Annotated in this window: 14 protein-coding genes and 2 tRNA genes; 12 read left to right on the top strand and 4 right to left on the bottom strand. The window is 74.4% G+C overall.

Going from position 1 to position 14,864, the window contains the following annotated elements; genetic code table 11:
• Nucleotides 1-5: 5 nt before the first annotated feature.
• From ACWPWV_RS04905 to ACWPWV_RS04895, 3 genes are all read left to right on the top strand, one after another.
• Nucleotides 6-662, top strand: a complete 657-nt coding sequence (locus ACWPWV_RS04905) for a hypothetical protein (protein WP_454041826.1) — start codon at nt 6-8, stop codon at nt 660-662.
• A gap of 28 nt (nt 663-690) precedes the next feature.
• The gene (locus ACWPWV_RS04900) at nt 691-1,974 is read left to right on the top strand and encodes a threonine/serine ThrE exporter family protein (RefSeq protein ID WP_454041825.1); all 1,284 of its coding nucleotides are present in this window, start codon (nt 691-693) and stop codon (nt 1,972-1,974) included.
• A 98-nt stretch (nt 1,975-2,072) separates the two neighbouring features.
• Nucleotides 2,073-2,164, top strand: a tRNA-Ser gene (locus ACWPWV_RS04895).
• 157 nt (nt 2,165-2,321) lie between these two features.
• On the opposite strand, the gene ACWPWV_RS04890 is transcribed toward ACWPWV_RS04895, so the two are convergent.
• The gene (locus ACWPWV_RS04890; protein WP_454041824.1) at nt 2,322-3,692 is read right to left on the bottom strand and encodes an FtsX-like permease family protein; all 1,371 of its coding nucleotides are present in this window, start codon (nt 3,690-3,692) and stop codon (nt 2,322-2,324) included.
• Nucleotides 3,689-4,486, bottom strand: a complete 798-nt coding sequence (locus ACWPWV_RS04885) for an ABC transporter ATP-binding protein (protein WP_454041823.1) — start codon at nt 4,484-4,486, stop codon at nt 3,689-3,691. The genes ACWPWV_RS04890 and ACWPWV_RS04885 overlap by 4 nt, the downstream gene beginning before the upstream one ends.
• Nucleotides 4,487-4,758: 272 nt before the next feature.
• Between ACWPWV_RS04885 and ACWPWV_RS04880 the strand changes: the two genes are divergently transcribed.
• The 8 genes from ACWPWV_RS04880 (at nt 4,759) to ACWPWV_RS04845 (ending at nt 10,680) form a co-directional block, all read left to right on the top strand.
• Nucleotides 4,759-4,831: transfer RNA gene (locus tag ACWPWV_RS04880), tRNA-Arg, on the top strand.
• Nucleotides 4,832-4,969: 138 nt separating this feature from the next.
• Nucleotides 4,970-5,578 (top strand): GDSL-type esterase/lipase family protein, encoded by a 609-nt coding sequence (locus tag ACWPWV_RS04875; protein WP_454041822.1) that lies wholly within the window; start codon nt 4,970-4,972, stop codon nt 5,576-5,578.
• A gap of 271 nt (nt 5,579-5,849) precedes the next feature.
• Nucleotides 5,850-6,350, top strand: a complete 501-nt coding sequence (gene ectA, locus ACWPWV_RS04870; RefSeq protein ID WP_454041821.1) for a diaminobutyrate acetyltransferase — start codon at nt 5,850-5,852, stop codon at nt 6,348-6,350.
• 100 nt (nt 6,351-6,450) lie between these two features.
• Nucleotides 6,451-7,749 carry a diaminobutyrate--2-oxoglutarate transaminase gene (gene ectB / locus ACWPWV_RS04865; RefSeq protein ID WP_454041820.1) on the top strand — a complete coding sequence of 433 codons (1,299 nt, stop codon included), beginning with the start codon at nt 6,451-6,453 and terminating at the stop codon, nt 7,747-7,749.
• Nucleotides 7,750-7,833: 84 nt separating this feature from the next.
• Nucleotides 7,834-8,235, top strand: a complete 402-nt coding sequence (locus ACWPWV_RS04860; protein WP_454041819.1) for an ectoine synthase — start codon at nt 7,834-7,836, stop codon at nt 8,233-8,235.
• Between the two features lie 48 nt (nt 8,236-8,283).
• Nucleotides 8,284-8,883 carry a TetR/AcrR family transcriptional regulator gene (locus tag ACWPWV_RS04855; RefSeq protein WP_454041818.1) on the top strand — a complete coding sequence of 200 codons (600 nt, stop codon included), beginning with the start codon at nt 8,284-8,286 and terminating at the stop codon, nt 8,881-8,883.
• Nucleotides 8,884-9,095: 212 nt separating this feature from the next.
• A complete protein-coding gene (locus ACWPWV_RS04850) occupies nt 9,096-10,028 on the top strand; it encodes an alpha/beta fold hydrolase (protein WP_454041817.1) in 933 nt (310 codons plus the stop codon).
• Nucleotides 10,029-10,038: 10 nt separating this feature from the next.
• Nucleotides 10,039-10,680: a GyrI-like domain-containing protein gene (locus ACWPWV_RS04845; protein ID WP_454041816.1), complete on the top strand. Its 642-nt coding sequence runs from the start codon at nt 10,039-10,041 to the stop codon at nt 10,678-10,680.
• 81 nt (nt 10,681-10,761) lie between these two features.
• Here the strand turns inward: ACWPWV_RS04845 and ACWPWV_RS04840 are convergent, their stop codons facing one another.
• Together ACWPWV_RS04840 and ACWPWV_RS04835 are read right to left on the bottom strand one after the other, a co-directional pair.
• On the bottom strand, nt 10,762-11,475 hold the full coding sequence (locus ACWPWV_RS04840) for an anaerobic ribonucleoside-triphosphate reductase activating protein (protein WP_454041815.1): 714 nt from the start codon (nt 11,473-11,475) through the stop codon (nt 10,762-10,764).
• Complete coding sequence (locus ACWPWV_RS04835; protein ID WP_454041814.1) at nt 11,462-13,300, bottom strand: ribonucleoside triphosphate reductase; 1,839 nt, start codon at nt 13,298-13,300, stop codon at nt 11,462-11,464. The genes ACWPWV_RS04840 and ACWPWV_RS04835 overlap by 14 nt, the downstream gene beginning before the upstream one ends.
• A 177-nt stretch (nt 13,301-13,477) precedes the next feature.
• Between ACWPWV_RS04835 and ACWPWV_RS04830 the strand changes: the two genes are divergently transcribed.
• Nucleotides 13,478-14,827, top strand: a complete 1,350-nt coding sequence (locus tag ACWPWV_RS04830; RefSeq protein ID WP_454041813.1) for a glycosyltransferase family protein — start codon at nt 13,478-13,480, stop codon at nt 14,825-14,827.
• The last annotated feature ends 37 nt before the right edge of the window (nt 14,828-14,864 follow it).

Genomic DNA, 14,864 nt, shown 5'->3' with positions numbered 1-14,864 from the left:
CGTCGGTGCCCCCGCCCCGCGCGCACGCCGCACCGGCGGCCCGTCGTGCCGTCCTCGCGCTGTGCGCCGCGGTGCTGGTGCTCGGGGGGTGCGCGGCGCCGTCGTCCGTCCCGAGCGTCGAGCTGTGCTCCGACCTGCACCCCGTCGACGTCGCCCGCGGGCCCGGCGAGGTGAGCGACCACGACGCGTGCGTCGCGGGCGTCCGGGCCGGTCTCGCCGCGGAGCAGCCCGACGTGGTGGCGCCGGACGACCCGGACCGGATGCTCGACGACCCGACGTCGGACGGGCAGGTCACCGCGCGCACGGCCCAGGTGATGGACCTCGCGCTGGCCGAGTTCCCCGGCTCCTCCTGGTCGTGCTGGTCGCCGCGGCCCGGGACCCGGTCCGAGCACCCGCTCGGCCGGGCGTGCGACGTGACCTACGGCAACGCGCTCGGCGAGGCGCCGGTCGGCGAGGCCCTGGAGCAGGGGTGGGCCATGACGGCCTGGCTGCAGACGCACGCCGAGGTGCTCGGGGTGGACTACGTCATCTGGCAGGGCGGGATCTGGTCGTCGCGATGGCGCGGGGCCGGGTGGCGCCCGTACGACGGCGGGGGCATGTACGACCCCACGGACGTCACGGGCGGCCACTTCGACCACCTCCACGTCACCGTGCGTGGCTGAGCCCGGACGCGTGCGCGATCATTGCCGGGTGACGCGCCAGCCCCCCGCCCCCTCCTCGGACGAGGCCTCGCTCGAGCCGGTCGAGCTCATCCGACGGTCGGGGACGGTGCTGCGCATCGGCCGGCTCGCGCTGTCGGCGGGGACGGGCAGCTACCGCGTGAAGTCCCACATGTGGCGTGCCGGACGGGCGCTCGGCCTCGACCGGGTCTCCGCGCACGTGACGCTCACGGAGATCACCGCGACGTCGTACCGGGGTCCGATCTTCCGGACGGAGCTCACGGAGGTGCGCTCGGTCGGGATCAACGCGGACCGGCTCTCGGAGCTCGAGCGCTTCTCCTCGGCGCTGCCCGACGAGGCCGACCTCGACACCGTGGACGCCGAGCTCGACCGCATCGCGCGCAAGCCGCCGCTGTACGGCGCCGCCCTCAACGCGGTCTGGGCCGGTGTCGCGTGCGCGGCGTTCGCGTTCCTCAACAACGGCGGAGCGGTCGAGTGCGGTGCCGTGCTCGTCGCGGCGGCGCTCGGCCAGCTCGTGCGTCGCGCGATGCTGCACCGGGGGATCAACCAGTTCGGCGTGACGATGCTCGCCGCGGCGGTGGCGAGCATCGCGTACCTGGTCCTCGTCCTCGGGCTCTCCGACCTCGCCGGGGTGACGGGCAACCACGAGGCGGGCTACGTCTCGGCGGTGCTCTTCCTCGTCCCCGGGTTCGCGCTCGTCACCGGGGCGCTGGACCTCGCCCGGCTCGACTTCTCCGCGGGCGTCGCCCGGCTCACCTATGCCCTGATGATCCTCGCGTCCGCCGCCCTCGCGGTGTGGGGGGTGTCCGCGATCGCGGGGCTCGCGCCCGACCCCGTCCCGCCGCCGGGGCTCTCGGAGCCGGTCCTCGTCGCCCTGCGCACGCTCGCGAGCTTCCTCGGCGTGCTCGGCTTCGCGCTGATGTTCAACAGCCCGTGGGCCATGGCGCTCGGCGCGGCGTCGATCGGCACGGTCGCGAACGTGGGTCGGCTCTTCCTCGTCGACGCGGGGGTCGTCCCGCAGGCGGCCGCCGCGGCGGCAGCCCTCCTGGTCGGGCTCCTCGCCGCGACGCTCGCCCCCGCCCTGCGGGTCCCGCGCATCACGGTCTCGGTCCCCGCGGTGGTCATCATGGTCCCCGGCGTCACGGCGTACCGCGCGGTCTACGAGTTCAACACCGGCGCGACGACGCAGGCGCTCGCCTACGCCGTGGAGGCCGGGCTCGTCATCGTGGCGCTGGCGATCGGGCTGGCCGTCGCGCGCATGCTCACGGACCGGCAGTGGACGTTCGAGCGGTAGTCGCCCGGCGCGGTTTGGTCGTGCGCCGACGCCCCGGTACCCTGGGCGACGCGGGTGCAGCACCGTCGTCGGTCCGCCGGCACGGTCCGGTCCCGCGAGGAGACGTCGCATAGTCAGGTCTAGTGCGCCACCCTGCTAAGGTGGTAACGGGGCAACCCGTTCGAGGGTTCAAATCCCTCCGTCTCCGCCAGGAAGGCTCCGGCAGCCCAGCGCCCGGAGCCTTTTCTGTTGCCCGCGCACGGTCCGCCGGAGGTCCTCGCCGCGACGTCGCCCGCCGAACCCAGGGTCGCGCGCCACCGTGCCAGGCCGGCCCCCGGGTCGCGGCGACTGCTCCGGGGGCCCGCCGCCTACGCTGTGCCCGACGTCGCGAGCGCGGACCGCACGACGAACCGGGACGCGCCGGCTCCCGCCAGCACGAGGCCCGACGCCGCGGCCACGCACAGCAGGAACTGGACCACGACGCCCACGTTCGCGAAGGCGTTGATCCCGATCACGGGGACCATGAACATCAGCGCCCCCACCGTCGCGACGCCGACGCTCACCGCGAGCGGGACGAGGGTCTCGCGGAACCGGGCCTGGTCGAGCGTCCGCAGGTCCGTGCCGGCGAGCACGAGCGTGCGGTACTCGGCGCGCTGGTCGATGACGCGACCGGCCTGCATGACGCCCGTCGAGACGGCGGCGAGCACCCCGCAGATCGCGAGGGTCAGGAAGCCGCCGGTCTTGAGGTCGGTGAGGAACCGGACCTCGGCGGGGTCGCCGCCGACCCCCGGGTCGAGGAGCGCGAAGATGCTCGTCAGACCGGCGATAAACGTCGCGAGCGCGACGCCGCCGACCGACCGCCACGCCGTCTTGGGGCTGTCGACGATGCGACGTCCCGCGAGCAGCGTCGGGACGCGGCGCGCGCGGCCGGCCGTGATCCTCCCGACCACCCAGATCACGAAGGGCCCGACGACGTTGAGCGTCGCGAACCCGACGAGCAGGATCACGGTCAGCACGGTGATCACGACGGCGGCCGAGCCGAACGACATGTTGGTGACGACGATCAGGGCGACGAACGCGACGCCCGTCGACAGCAGGCGCACGGCCCGGAGCCCGGGCGGCGTGACGCGCGCCGCGACGCCGAGCGGCGTGATCGCGACGCGGCGCAGGCTGGCCAGCGAGGAGACGAGCGCGACGACGAGAACGAGCGCGACCGAGCCGAGCAGCGCGGGCACCCCGACCCACAGCTCGCCGATCCCGAAGGTGCGGCCCTGGAACCGCAGCTGTGCGACGAGCGGCAGGAGCGCCGCGTAGCCGACGATCCCGGCGAGCGCCCCGGCCACGGCCTGTGCCGCGGCGTCGAGCACGGTGAGCGTGGTGACCTGGCCGGTCGTGGCGCCGGCGAGGCGCAGCGCGGAGAGGCGCGCGTCGCGCCGCGCGACGGCGAGCCGTGCGGCCGCGCCACCGAGCGTGACGAGCGGGATGAGGAGCAGGAGCATGGCGATCCCCGCGAGGACCGGGTACTGGGTGTCGTAGTCGTTCCCGTCCGCGATGCCCGTGCGCAGGCCCTCGAGGCCGTCGCCGCGGGTTAGGAAGGCCCCGAAGCCCCCGACCACCACGAGCAGGACGGCGGTCGTCGTCGCGAACGCGATGACGGCGAGGACGGTGGTCAGCCGCTGCGGGTCGCGGTCGTCGGCGCTGCGGCGGCGCAGGAGCCACCAGAGGTCGATCGTCCTCATCGCACGCCCTCCGCACCCGTCGCGGGGGGTGCCGGGACGGGCTGTGCGAGGCCGCTCGCGCCGGCGGTCGGCAGGGGCGTCCCGGGAGCGCGGAACTCGCCCGAGATCCGGCCGTCGCGCATCGTCACGGTGCGGGAGCAGTGCCGGGCCACGCCGGCGTCGTGCGTGACGATCACGAGGGCCGCGCCCGAGGCCCGCGTGGCGTGCGTGAGGACGTCGAGGACCTCGGTGCCCGTGGTCTGGTCGAGCGCGCCGGTGGGCTCGTCCGCGAAGACGACGCCGGGCGAGCCGACGAGCGCCCGGGCGATGGCGACGCGCTGGGCCTGGCCGCCCGAGAGCTCTCCCGGTCGCCGCTGCTCCATCCCGGCGAGGCCGAGGTGGGCGAGCCACCGTGCCGCGACCGCCGTCGCCTCGGTGCGCGACGTCCCCGCGAGCATGAGAGGGAGCGCCGCGTTCTCGACCGCGGGGAGCTCGGGCAGGAGCTGGCCCGACTGGAAGACGAAGCCGAAGTCGTTGCGGCGCAGGACGGTGCGGCGCGCGTCGGACAGGGTCGTGACGTCCTCCCCGCGCCACAGGACCGCACCGGAGGTGGGCGTGACGATCCCGGCGAGGCAGTGCAGCAGGGTCGTCTTGCCGGAGCCGGACGGGCCCATGATCGCGAGCGACTCGCCGGGGTGGACGGTGAGGCTGACGCCGGCGAGAGCGTGGGTCGTCGCCTGGGCGGTGCCGTAGACCTTCGTGAGGGCGCTCGCGACGAGCGGCGAGCCACCGGGGGCGGGGTGCGTGGACGTCATGGCTCGATCCTGCGCCGGGAGCGGGCGGCGCGGCGTCGGGCTGCGGGTGGGACCTGGTGCTGGGCGCGTCCGACCGTGGGAGGACCGGGCGTGGTGCGCCAGGCGGACGGTCGGTCTGCGCGGCTCCGACGGACCAGGAGGGAGGCACCTCGTGGCGTCCGTCACCTCCGGCCCTGCGCGGCACGTATCGGTTTGGGATCACCGCCGGGACACGGTAGTCTTCTGGACGGCCGGTGAGGGATCACCGGCTCTGCGAGAGCAGAGCACGACCAGCGCCCGTAGCTCAACGGATAGAGCATCTGACTACGGATCAGAAGGTTGGGGGTTCGAATCCCTCCGGGCGCACAGCAGGAGCCCCGGGACCGTCACGGTCCCGGGGCTTCGTCGTTGCGGCCTTCCGACGTCCGGGCGGGGCCCTCCGACGTCCGGGCGTGGCGACCCGGCGTCCGGACGGGACGGCCCGGCGGCGCCTAGACTGCCGCCGTGCCTCGACCGGACCGCGACGTGCGGGTGTGCTTCGTCGGCGACTCCTACGTGGCCGGCGTGGGTGACGAGACCGCGCTCGGCTGGGTCGGGCGCGTGGTCGCCACCTCCGCGGCGCGTGGCCTGCCGCTCACGGCCTACAACCTCGGCGTCCGGCGCGACACGTCGGCGCTCGTCGCGGCACGGGTCGCCGGGGAGGTCGGCCCGCGCCTGCGCGAGGCGCCGGAACCGCGCGTCGTCGTCTCGTTCGGCGTGAACGACACGGTCCTCGAGGACGGCGCTCCGCGGCTCACCGTCGACGAGACGCTCGCCGCGCTGGACCGTGTCCGGGCGGAGGTCCAGGACGGGCTGGGCGCCCCGCTGCTCGTCGTCGGGCCCGTCTCCGTCGCGGACGCCGGGCACGACGCGCGGCTCTCGCGGCTCGACGCCGCGCTGGCGGGCGAGGCAGGACGCCTCGGCATCCCGTACGTCGGGGTGCTCGACGCGATGTCGCGCGACGCGGGGTGGCGGCGCGCCGTCGTGGCCGGGGACGGGTACCACCCGGACGCGACCGGCTACGAGATCCTTGCCCGCCTGGTGACCGCGCCCGTCCTCGACTGGATCGGCTGAGCCACGAAGATCTCACCATGAGAGACGCCCGGTACCTCCGTGATCAGATCGATACCTGAGGCACGGGAACGGCACCACGATGCGGACGGTGCGCCCTCGACGTCCCGGGAAAAGTCATGAGGACACCATCTCCGGGTGTCGATCTGCCGCAGAAGTGCCTAGGGTCGTCGACGGTATGGACACGACGACGAACGCCGCGCCCACAGCCCCTTCGACCCCGAGCGTGAACCGCAGCGCGAGCTCCGGCCCGCCCGCCGACCACGGTGGTGCGGTGCCGGGTGTCACGATCCGCCGACCCGCCGCGGCCGACGGCGCCGCCATGTGGCGCGTCGCGCGCGACTCCGGCGCCCTCGACCTCAACGCGTCGTACGCGTACCTGCTGCTGGCCCAGCACTTCGCGGAGACGTGCCGCGTCGCGGTCGTCCCCGACGCGGCGTGCGCCACCGGCCGGGTCGTCGGGTTCGTCTCCGGCTACCGCCTGCCGGACGACGTCGCCCACCTCTTCGTGTGGCAGGTCGCGGTCGACGCCGAGGTGCGCGGGAACGGCATCGCGGGACGACTGCTCGACGCGCTGGTCGACGCCGCCCCGGACGTCACCACCGTGAAGACCACCGTCGCCGAGGACAACCTCGCCTCACGAGCGCTCTTCGTCCGCTGGGCATCCCGACGCGGCGCGACGATCGGCACCACGCCGCTGTTCACCGCCGACCAGTTCCCCGACGCGCACGTCGACGAGCCGATGCTCGTGATCGACGGCGTGCAGGGGCGCTGACCTCACCGGATCTCGGGCTGCGCCGGTCCGGCGCGCGGGTGACGACGCAGCCCCGACCTCGCACCGCACCCGCACGCACCAGCACAAGGAGTGTTCCTTCGTGACAACCCCGACCGTCCCGACCACCGCCGCGTACGCCGCCGACGACCCGACGGGCTTCATCGCGCTCGAGTCAGGGGTCCGCAGCTACTCGCGCGCCTGGCCCGTCGTGTTCGACCGGGCCCGCGGAGCCTCGGTCTTCGCCGAGGACGGCACCGAGTACCTCGACTTCTTCGCCGGGGCGGGCTCCCTCAACTACGGGCACAACGAGCCGCGCCTGAAGAAGGTGCTCGTCGACTACCTCGCGGACGACCGCATGGTCCACAGCCTCGACATGCTGACGACGGCCCGGCGCGACTTCCTGGAGACGTTCGAGTCGACGATCCTCCGGCCCCGCGGCCTCGACCACAAGGTCGTCTTCCCCGGCCCCGGTGGCGCGAACGCCGTCGAGGCGGCGCTCAAGCTCGCGCGGAAGGTGACGGGGCGCGAGTCCGTCATCAACTTCACCAACGCGTTCCACGGCATGACGCTCGGTGCGCTGTCCGTGACGGGCAGCTCGATGAAGCGGGGCGGCGCGGGCGTCCCGCTCGTGCACGCGACCCCCATGCCGTACGACGACTACTTCGACGGCGACGTCGACGACTTCGTCTACCTCGAGCGGCTGCTCCAGGACGGTGGCAGCGGCCTCAACGAGCCGGCGGCCGTCATCGTCGAGACCGTGCAGGGGGAGGGCGGCATCAACGCCGCGCGCGCCGAGTGGCTGCGCGGTCTCGCCGACCTGTGCCGTCGCCACGAGATCCTCCTCATCGTCGACGACATCCAGATGGGGTGCGGTCGCACGGGCGGCTTCTTCAGCTTCGAGGAGGCCGGCATCGTCCCGGACATCGTCTGCCTCTCGAAGTCGATCTCCGGCTACGGGCTGCCCATGGCGCTCACGCTCGTGCGTCCCGAGCTCGACATCTGGGAGCCGGGCGAGCACAACGGCACCTTCCGTGGCTTCGCCCCGGCGTTCGCGACCGCCGCGGAGGCGATCCGGACGTACTGGTCCGACGACGTGCTCGAGCGCTCCACGCTCGTGAAGGGTGCGCTCGTCGAGTCCCACCTCAACGCGCTCGTGGCGCGATACCCCGGCCACGGCCTGGTGTCCAAGGGGCGCGGGCTCGCCCGCGGGCTGCAGATGCCCGACGGCGAGCTCGCCGCCCGCGTGGCCGAGGGCGCCTTCGCCCGGGGCCTGCTCGTGGAGACGTCCGGACCGTCGGGCGAGGTCGTCAAGCTGCTCCCGCCGCTCACGATCACCGAGGCGGAGCTGCGCCGCGGTCTCGCGATCCTGGACGAGGCGATCGCCGTCGTCCTCCCCTGAGCCGCCTCGCACCCGGTACGCCGCCGTGCCGGGTGCGAGGCGTCCGCCTGCCGACCCGACCGAACCAGCCCCGGAGGAGCACCCATGATCGTGCGCACCATCGACGAGATCACCGACACCGACGCCGACGTGCGGAGCGAGAACTGGCGCAGCAAGCGCATCGTCCTCGCGAAGGAGGGAGTCGGCTTCTCCGTCCACGAGACGACGCTCTACGCCGGCGCCGAGAACGAGTTCTGGTACGCGAACCACGTCGAGGCGGTGTTCGTCGTCGAGGGCGAGGGCAGCATCACGGACCTCGCCACGGGGCAGACCCACGAGCTCGCGCCGGGATCGCTGTACCTGCTGGACGACCACGACAGGCACGTCGTGCGGCCCCGCACCGAGATGCGCACGGTGTGCGTGTTCAACCCGCCGGTGACGGGCCGCGAGGTGCACGACGAGCACGGCGTGTACCCGCTCGTCACCGAGGAGTCCGCGCCGGCCTGACCGGACCAGGTCTCGGCATTTCAGCACGGTCGTGCTAACGTCGCACGCGTGACCAAGGGCGACGAGACCCGGCAGGCGATCCTGCACCGCGGCGTGGAGACCGCCTACCGCGTCGGGCTGTCCGGGCTGACGATCGGCGAGCTCGCCCGGAGCACGGGCATGTCGAAGAGCGGGCTGTACGCGCACTTCCGCTCGAAGGAGGCGCTGCAGCTCGCCGTGCTGGAACGGGCGCGCTCCGAGTTCGTCGAGTCCGTCGTCCTGCCCGCGCTCCGTACGCCGCGGGGCGAGCGGCGCCTCCGCACGCTGTTCGACCGGTGGGTGCTGTGCGACCTCGCACAGCAACCGGGCGGGTGCCTGTTCGTCAAGGCTGCGACGGAGCTCGCGGCGCAGGCGGGCCCGGTGCGCGACCAGCTCGTGCGCGACCACCAGGACCTCTACGACGCGATCGCCCAGGTGTACCGCACGTGCGTCGACGACGGCTTCCGCGGCGACGTCGACCCGCAGCAGGTCGCCTCCGACCTCTACGGGATCATGCTCGCGCTCCACCACGCGCACGCGTTCATGGGGGACGCCGCCGCCGAGGGTCGTGCCCGGAGCGCGTTCGAGTCCCTGCTCGACGCCGCGCGCGCCCCCGTCCCCGTCGGCTGACCGGGCCCGGCGGGCTCGCCCGCCGGGCCCGCCCAGCCGGGACGCGACCACGCCGCAGATGCCGTCTCGCCCTCATCACAGCCGCACCCGAGAAGAAGGTCCTCATGTCGGAGCCAGGTGTTCAGAAAAGCACGATCGTTCGTGCTGAGGGGCGTCGCGCGACGCGACGTCGTGCCGGCCGCCGCCGCCGCGCGGCGGCGCAGCTCGCCGTCGTGCGCACGCGCCTCGCCGTCCTCCAGCGGGTCGCGCCGCGCCGCGCCGCACGGCTCGCTCTCGACCTGTGGTGCACGCCGCCCGACGGCGCGGGCCGTCGCCGCGACGACCGGCACGCGCCCGGTGCGCTCGGCACGGTGACGACCGACGGCGGGTCCCGCCTCGTCGTCGAGACGTGGTCCCCGGCGACCGGTACCCCGGCGGCGACGGAGACGGGGGCGCCGGCGCCCGGGTCGACGCCGGGCGGGACGGCCCCCGACCTCGGCCCGGTCTACCTCGTCCACGGCTGGGGCGGGTGGCGGGGCCAGCTCGGGGCGTTCGTCGAGCCGCTGCGCGCGGCCGGGTACCGCGTCGTCGCGTTCGACGCCCTCAGCCACGGAGACTCGGGCCCGGGCCACCTCGGTCCGCGCCGCAGCACCGTGCCCGAGATGGCGGGGTCGCTCGCCGCGGTGGCACGGGTCCACGGGGAGCCCGCCGCCGTCGTGGCCCACTCGCTCGGCACCGCCACGACGGCGCTCGCGGCGCGTGACGGCCTGCCGACCGGACGACTCGTGCTCGTCGCCGCGATCGCCCACCCGCTCGGCGAGCTGGACCGGTTCGCCGACGTGCTGCGCCTCTCCGCGCGCACGCGCGCGCTGCTCCGGCAGCGCATCGTCGAGGTCGCCGGCAGGCCGCTGGCGGACCTGGACGTGCTCGACACCGTCCGCAGCCACCCGCTGCCGCCCGCGCTCGTCGTCCACGACCGCGCCGACAAGGAGGTGCCGTTCGAGGTCGGGGCCGCGCTCGCGGCGGCGTGGCCCGAGGGCGAGCTCCTCGCGACGGACGGGCTCGGCCACCACCGGCTGCTGCGCGACGCGACCGTCGTGCGCGCCGTCGTCGACTACCTCGCGCCCGTCGGTGCGCGCACCGCGGATGTCGGCGGTGCCGCGTAACGTCCCGCGCATGGCCGCCAGCGACGACGCCCTGACCAAGGTCGACCTCAAGACGCTGCACCGCGCGCTGTACGCACCGCCGCGCGGGCGGTTCGTCGAGGTGGACGTCCCCCCGCTCACGTACCTCGCGGTCGACGGCGAGGGCGACCCCAACACCGCGGCGTCGTACCGCGAGGCCGTCGAGACGCTGTTCGGGCTGTCGTACGCCGTGAAGTTCGCGAGCAGGCGCGGGCTCGGGAGGGACTACGTCGTCGGTCCGCTGGAGGGCCTGTGGACGGCCGAGGACCCCCGCGCGTTCGTGCGTCGCGACAAGGACGCGTGGCGGTGGACCATGCTCGTCCTGCAACCCGACTGGGTCGACCCGGTGCTCGTGGCCGACGTGACCTCGTCGGTCCGCGCGACGAAGGACCTGCCGGCGCTCGACCTCGTCGAGCTTCGCACGATCACGGAGGGCCGTGCGGTGCAGACCTTGCACGTCGGGTCGTTCGACGACGAGGCGCCGGTGCTCGCGGAGCTGCACGACGTGTACCTGCCCGAGCACGGGCTGACGTTCGCCGGGCCGCACCACGAGGTCTACCTCAGCGACCCGCGCCGGGCCGACCCGGCGAGGCTGCGCACCGTACTGCGCCAACCGGTGCGTCCGGCGGGGTAGCACAGGGCGCGGTTCTGGACCCCGAGCGCGGGGTCCTCCAGTGGACCCGCGCGGAGACGGTGGATCACCCCGTGCCCGGCGTCAGGCCGCGGTGCGCCGGTCGGCCCAGGGCAGGTCGGTCTCGTCGAGCACGTCGGCCAGACGTCGCCCGGCGAGCGCATCCGCCCAGGCGGGGTCCGCGCCGTCGGGCCGCGCCTCCTGCAGCACCCAGCGCCGGACCCCGAGCCGCTGCAGGTGGCCGCCGAGGGCGAGCAGCTCGGGCCGGGTGTGGACGGTCGGGTCCACCGTCGTGCGGACCTCGTGGTCCACGCCCGACCGGAGGAGCACGGCCAGCGCCTCGAACGCGCGGCGCCCGGACGCGGCGGTGCCCGTCACGGCGGCGTAGCGCGACGGCAGGTGCTTGACGTCGAGGCCCACCCAGTCGACGAACGGCAGGAGCCGGGCGAGCCGTGCGGGCCACGCCCCGCCCGTGTGCAGCCCGACGGCGAACCCGAGCGACCGCACGTCGTCGATCGCCCCGAGCAGCCCGGGGTGGAGCGTCGGCTCGCCGCCGGAGAGCACGACGCCGTCGAGCAGGCCGCGCCGTCGTTCGAGGAACGCGACGACCTCCGACCACCGTGGCGCGCCCTGGGACCCCGGCGCTCCCGGGGCCGGGACGGGGACGAGGCCCGGGTTGTGGCAGTACGCGCAGCGCCACGGGCAGCCCTGCGTGAAGACCGTCGCGACGAGCCTCCCGGGCCAGTCGACGGTCGACAGCGGGGACAGGCCCGCGACGGCGAGGTCAGGCCGGGACACGGCGGCCCGTCCCGACGTCGCGACCGGACGGCTGGCCGAGGTGCTGCCCCGTGCGGTCCTCCCGGAACGGGGTGCGCTCGGCGTACTCGCCCTTCTTGCCGACGTTGAACGACGACACGGGGCGGAAGTAGCCCATGACGCGCGTCCAGACCTCGGCCGCCGCGCCGCACGCCGGGCACGTCCAGTGCTCGCCCACGAGGTAACCGTGCGTCGGGCACACGGAGAACGTCGGCGTCACGGTGAGGTAGGGCAGCCGGAACCGGGTGACCGCGCGGCGCACGAGCTCCTTGCACGCCTGCGTGCCGGCGACGGCCTCGCCCAGGTACAGGTGCAGGACCGTGCCGCCGGTGTACCGGGTCTGGAGGTCGTCCTGCCGCTCGAGCGCCTCGAACGGGTCCTCCGTGAAGTCGACCGGGAGCTGGGTCGAGTTCGTGTAGTACGGGTGGTCGGCCGTGCCGGCCTGGAGGATGCCGGGGTAGCGGGCGCGGTCCTCCTTGGCGAACCGGTACGTCGTCCCCTCGGCGGGTGTCGCCTCGAGGTTGTACAGGGTCCCCGTCGCCTCCTGCGCGGCGACGAGCCGCTCGCGCGCGTGGTCGAGGAGCCGGACGGCCAGGGCGTGCCCCTCCTCGGTCGTGAGGTCGTGGACGTCGCCGGTGAGGTTGCGGACCATCTCGTTGACGCCGTTGACCCCGACGGTCGAGAAGTGGGCGTCGAGCGAGCCGAGGTAGCGGCGCGTGTACGGGAAGAGGCCGTCGTCCAGGAGGCGCTGCACCGTCGCGCGCTTCGTCTCGAGCGACTCGACCGCGAGGTCGAGCAACCGGTCGAACGCGGAGAGCAGCCCGTCGACGTCTCCCCGGTGGACGTGGCCCAGGCGCGCGCAGTTGATCGTCACGACCCCGATCGACCCGGTCTGCTCGCCCGAGCCGAACAGGCCGTTGCCGCGCTTGAGCAGCTCGCGCAGGTCGAGCTGGAGCCGGCAGCACATGGACCGGACGTCGCCGGGATCCATGTCCGAGTTCACGAAGTTCTGGAAGTACGGCGTGCCGTACCTCGCCGTCATCGCGAAGAGCGCGTCCGCGAGCGGCGAGTCCCAGTCGAAGTCCTCGGTGACGTTGTACGTGGGGATGGGGAACGTGAAGGCCCGCCCGGTCGCGTCGCCGGCGGTCATGACGTCGATGTACGCGCGGTTGATCATGTCCGCCTCGACCGCGAGGTCGCCGTACGTGAAGTCGGCGGTCGTGCCGCCGACCACCGGGTGCACGTCCGCGAGGTCGTGCGGGCACGTGAGGTCGAACGTGAGGTTGGTGAACGGCGTCTGCGTGCCCCAGCGCGACGGGACGTTGAGGTTGTGGACGAGCTCCTGGACACCCTGCCGCACCTGCTCGTACGTCAGCGCGTCGGTGCGGACGTACGGGGCCAGGAGCGTGTCGAACGAGCTGAAGGCCTGCGCGCCCGCCCACTCGTTCTGGAGGATCCCCAGGAAGTTGACGACCTGGCCGATCGCCGAGGAGAAGTGCCGCGGGGGAGCGGAGTCGACCGCGCCGGGGACGCCGCCGAGCCCTTCCGCCAGCAGTGCGCGCAGCGACCAGCCGGCGCAGTAGCCGCCGAGCACGTCGAGGTCGTGCACGTGCAGGTCGCCGCTGCGGTGCGCGGCGGCGAGGTCGGGCGCGTACACCTCGTCGAGCCAGTAGTTCGCCACGACCTTGCCGGCCGTGTTGAGGACGAGCCCTCCGAGCGAGAAGCCCTGGTTGGCGTTGGCGTTCACCCGCCAGTCCGACCGGTCGAGGTACTCCGAGACGGTGCTCGCGACGTCGACGTGACCCATGGGCGCTTCCTTCCGGCCGAGATGAGGCGCCCACCTCCCGCCGGCGACGGGACACCGCCACCCTAGGCCATGTGAAGACCTTCACATGCGATCCGGCGCGGTGATCGGACCCGGGCATGAGAGACCTCTCACTGCGCGTTCACGGGTGTCTCACGGCGCGCCGACATCGTGACGGTCATGACAGGGGCACCCGAACATCTCGCCGGTCGCGGTCACCGCACCCGCCGGCGCATCGCGCTGTACTCGCACGACACGCAGGGCCTGGGTCACGTGCGCCGCACGTCGCTCCTCGCGCGTGCGCTGGTCGAGGCCGACCCGGACGTCGACGTCCTCCTCCTCTCGGGTGCGGCCGAGGCGACGAGCCTGCCGCTCCCGGAGCGGACGGAGGTCGTCACGCTCCCGGGCATCACGAAGGACGCGGCCACGGGGTACGGCCCGCGCCGGTGGGGCGGGGACCTCGGCGGCGTCGTCGACGTGCGCGCCGGGGTGCTCGACGGCGCGCTCGCCGCCTTCGACCCCGACGTGCTCGTCGTGGACAAGGTCCCGCTCGGCGTCGGCGGGGAGCTGCGTCCGGCGCTCGAGCGCCTGCGCGCCCGGGGCCGGACGGCGTGCGTCCTCGGGCTGCGGGACGTGCTCGACGTCCCGGAGGTCGCCGTGCGCGAGTGGGACGACCAGCGCAGCACGTCCGTCGTGGCCCGGCTCTACGACGAGGTCTGGGTCTACGGCGACGCGCGCGTCTACGACCCGCTCGTCGAGTACGCGCTCCCGGACGTCGTCGCGCGGCGGACGGTCTTCACCGGCTACCTGGGCCACGGCAGGTCGGCCCCGGCGGCCCGGACGGGGTCGCCCGCCGACCACCGTGCCGCGCGAGCCGTGGCCGTCCCGGACGGGCCGTACGTGCTGTGCCTCGTCGGCGGCGGGCAGGACGGCGCGGAGCTCGCCACGGCGTTCGCCCGTGCCGCCCTGCCCGACGGCGTGCGCGGCGTCCTCGTGACCGGCCCCTACCTGCCGGCCGCGACGCGCGCGGTGGTGCGCCGCGCCGCCCTCGCGCGGACCGACCTCGACGTCCACGCGTTCGTGCGCGACGTCGTCCCGCTCGTCGACGGGGCGCGCGCCGTCGTGACGATGGGCGGCTACAACTCGGTGTGCGAGGTGCTCGCGAGCCGCCGCCCGGCGCTCGTGGTGCCCCGCACCCGTCCCCGCGCCGAGCAGCTCGTGCGCGCCCGGCGCCTCGCCGAGCTCGGTCTCGTCGACGTGCTCGACGGCGTGCCCACGCCCCGGCGGCTCGCGTCATGGGCGCGCGCGGCCGTCGGACGCGACGCGGCGCAGCGGTCGGGCCGTGCGCCGGCGCTCGCCGTCGACCTCGACGGGCTCGCGCGGGTCCCCGCCCTCGTCGCCCGGCTCGTCGCGCGGGCGCGCTCCGCCGACGCCGGCCCCGCCCCGGACGTGCCCATCCGGCCCGCCCCCCTGATCACCGCCCCCACCACGACCGCGCCGACCGAGAAGGACCACCGTGCGACCGCCTGAGACCCCGACCGCGGGACCGACCGCGGGACCGACCGCG

The organism is Cellulosimicrobium sp. Marseille-Q8652 (assembly GCF_965112045.1).
This window is presented reverse-complemented; position numbering and strand designations above follow the sequence as displayed.

Bases quoted from the DNA above. Each gene is read 5' to 3' on its own strand.
- ACWPWV_RS04830 (WP_454041813.1), top strand. From the start codon at position 13,478: ATGACAGGGGCACCCGAACATCTCGCCGGTCGCGGTCACCGCACCCGC.
- ACWPWV_RS04845 (WP_454041816.1), top strand. From the start codon at position 10,039: ATGGCCGCCAGCGACGACGCCCTGACCAAGGTCGACCTCAAGACGCTG.
- ACWPWV_RS04890 (WP_454041824.1), bottom strand. From the start codon at position 3,692: ATGAGGACGATCGACCTCTGGTGGCTCCTGCGCCGCCGCAGCGCCGAC.
- ACWPWV_RS04860 (WP_454041819.1), top strand. From the start codon at position 7,834: ATGATCGTGCGCACCATCGACGAGATCACCGACACCGACGCCGACGTG.
- ACWPWV_RS04885 (WP_454041823.1), bottom strand. From the start codon at position 4,486: ATGACGTCCACGCACCCCGCCCCCGGTGGCTCGCCGCTCGTCGCGAGC.
- ACWPWV_RS04835 (WP_454041814.1), bottom strand. From the start codon at position 13,300: ATGGGTCACGTCGACGTCGCGAGCACCGTCTCGGAGTACCTCGACCGG.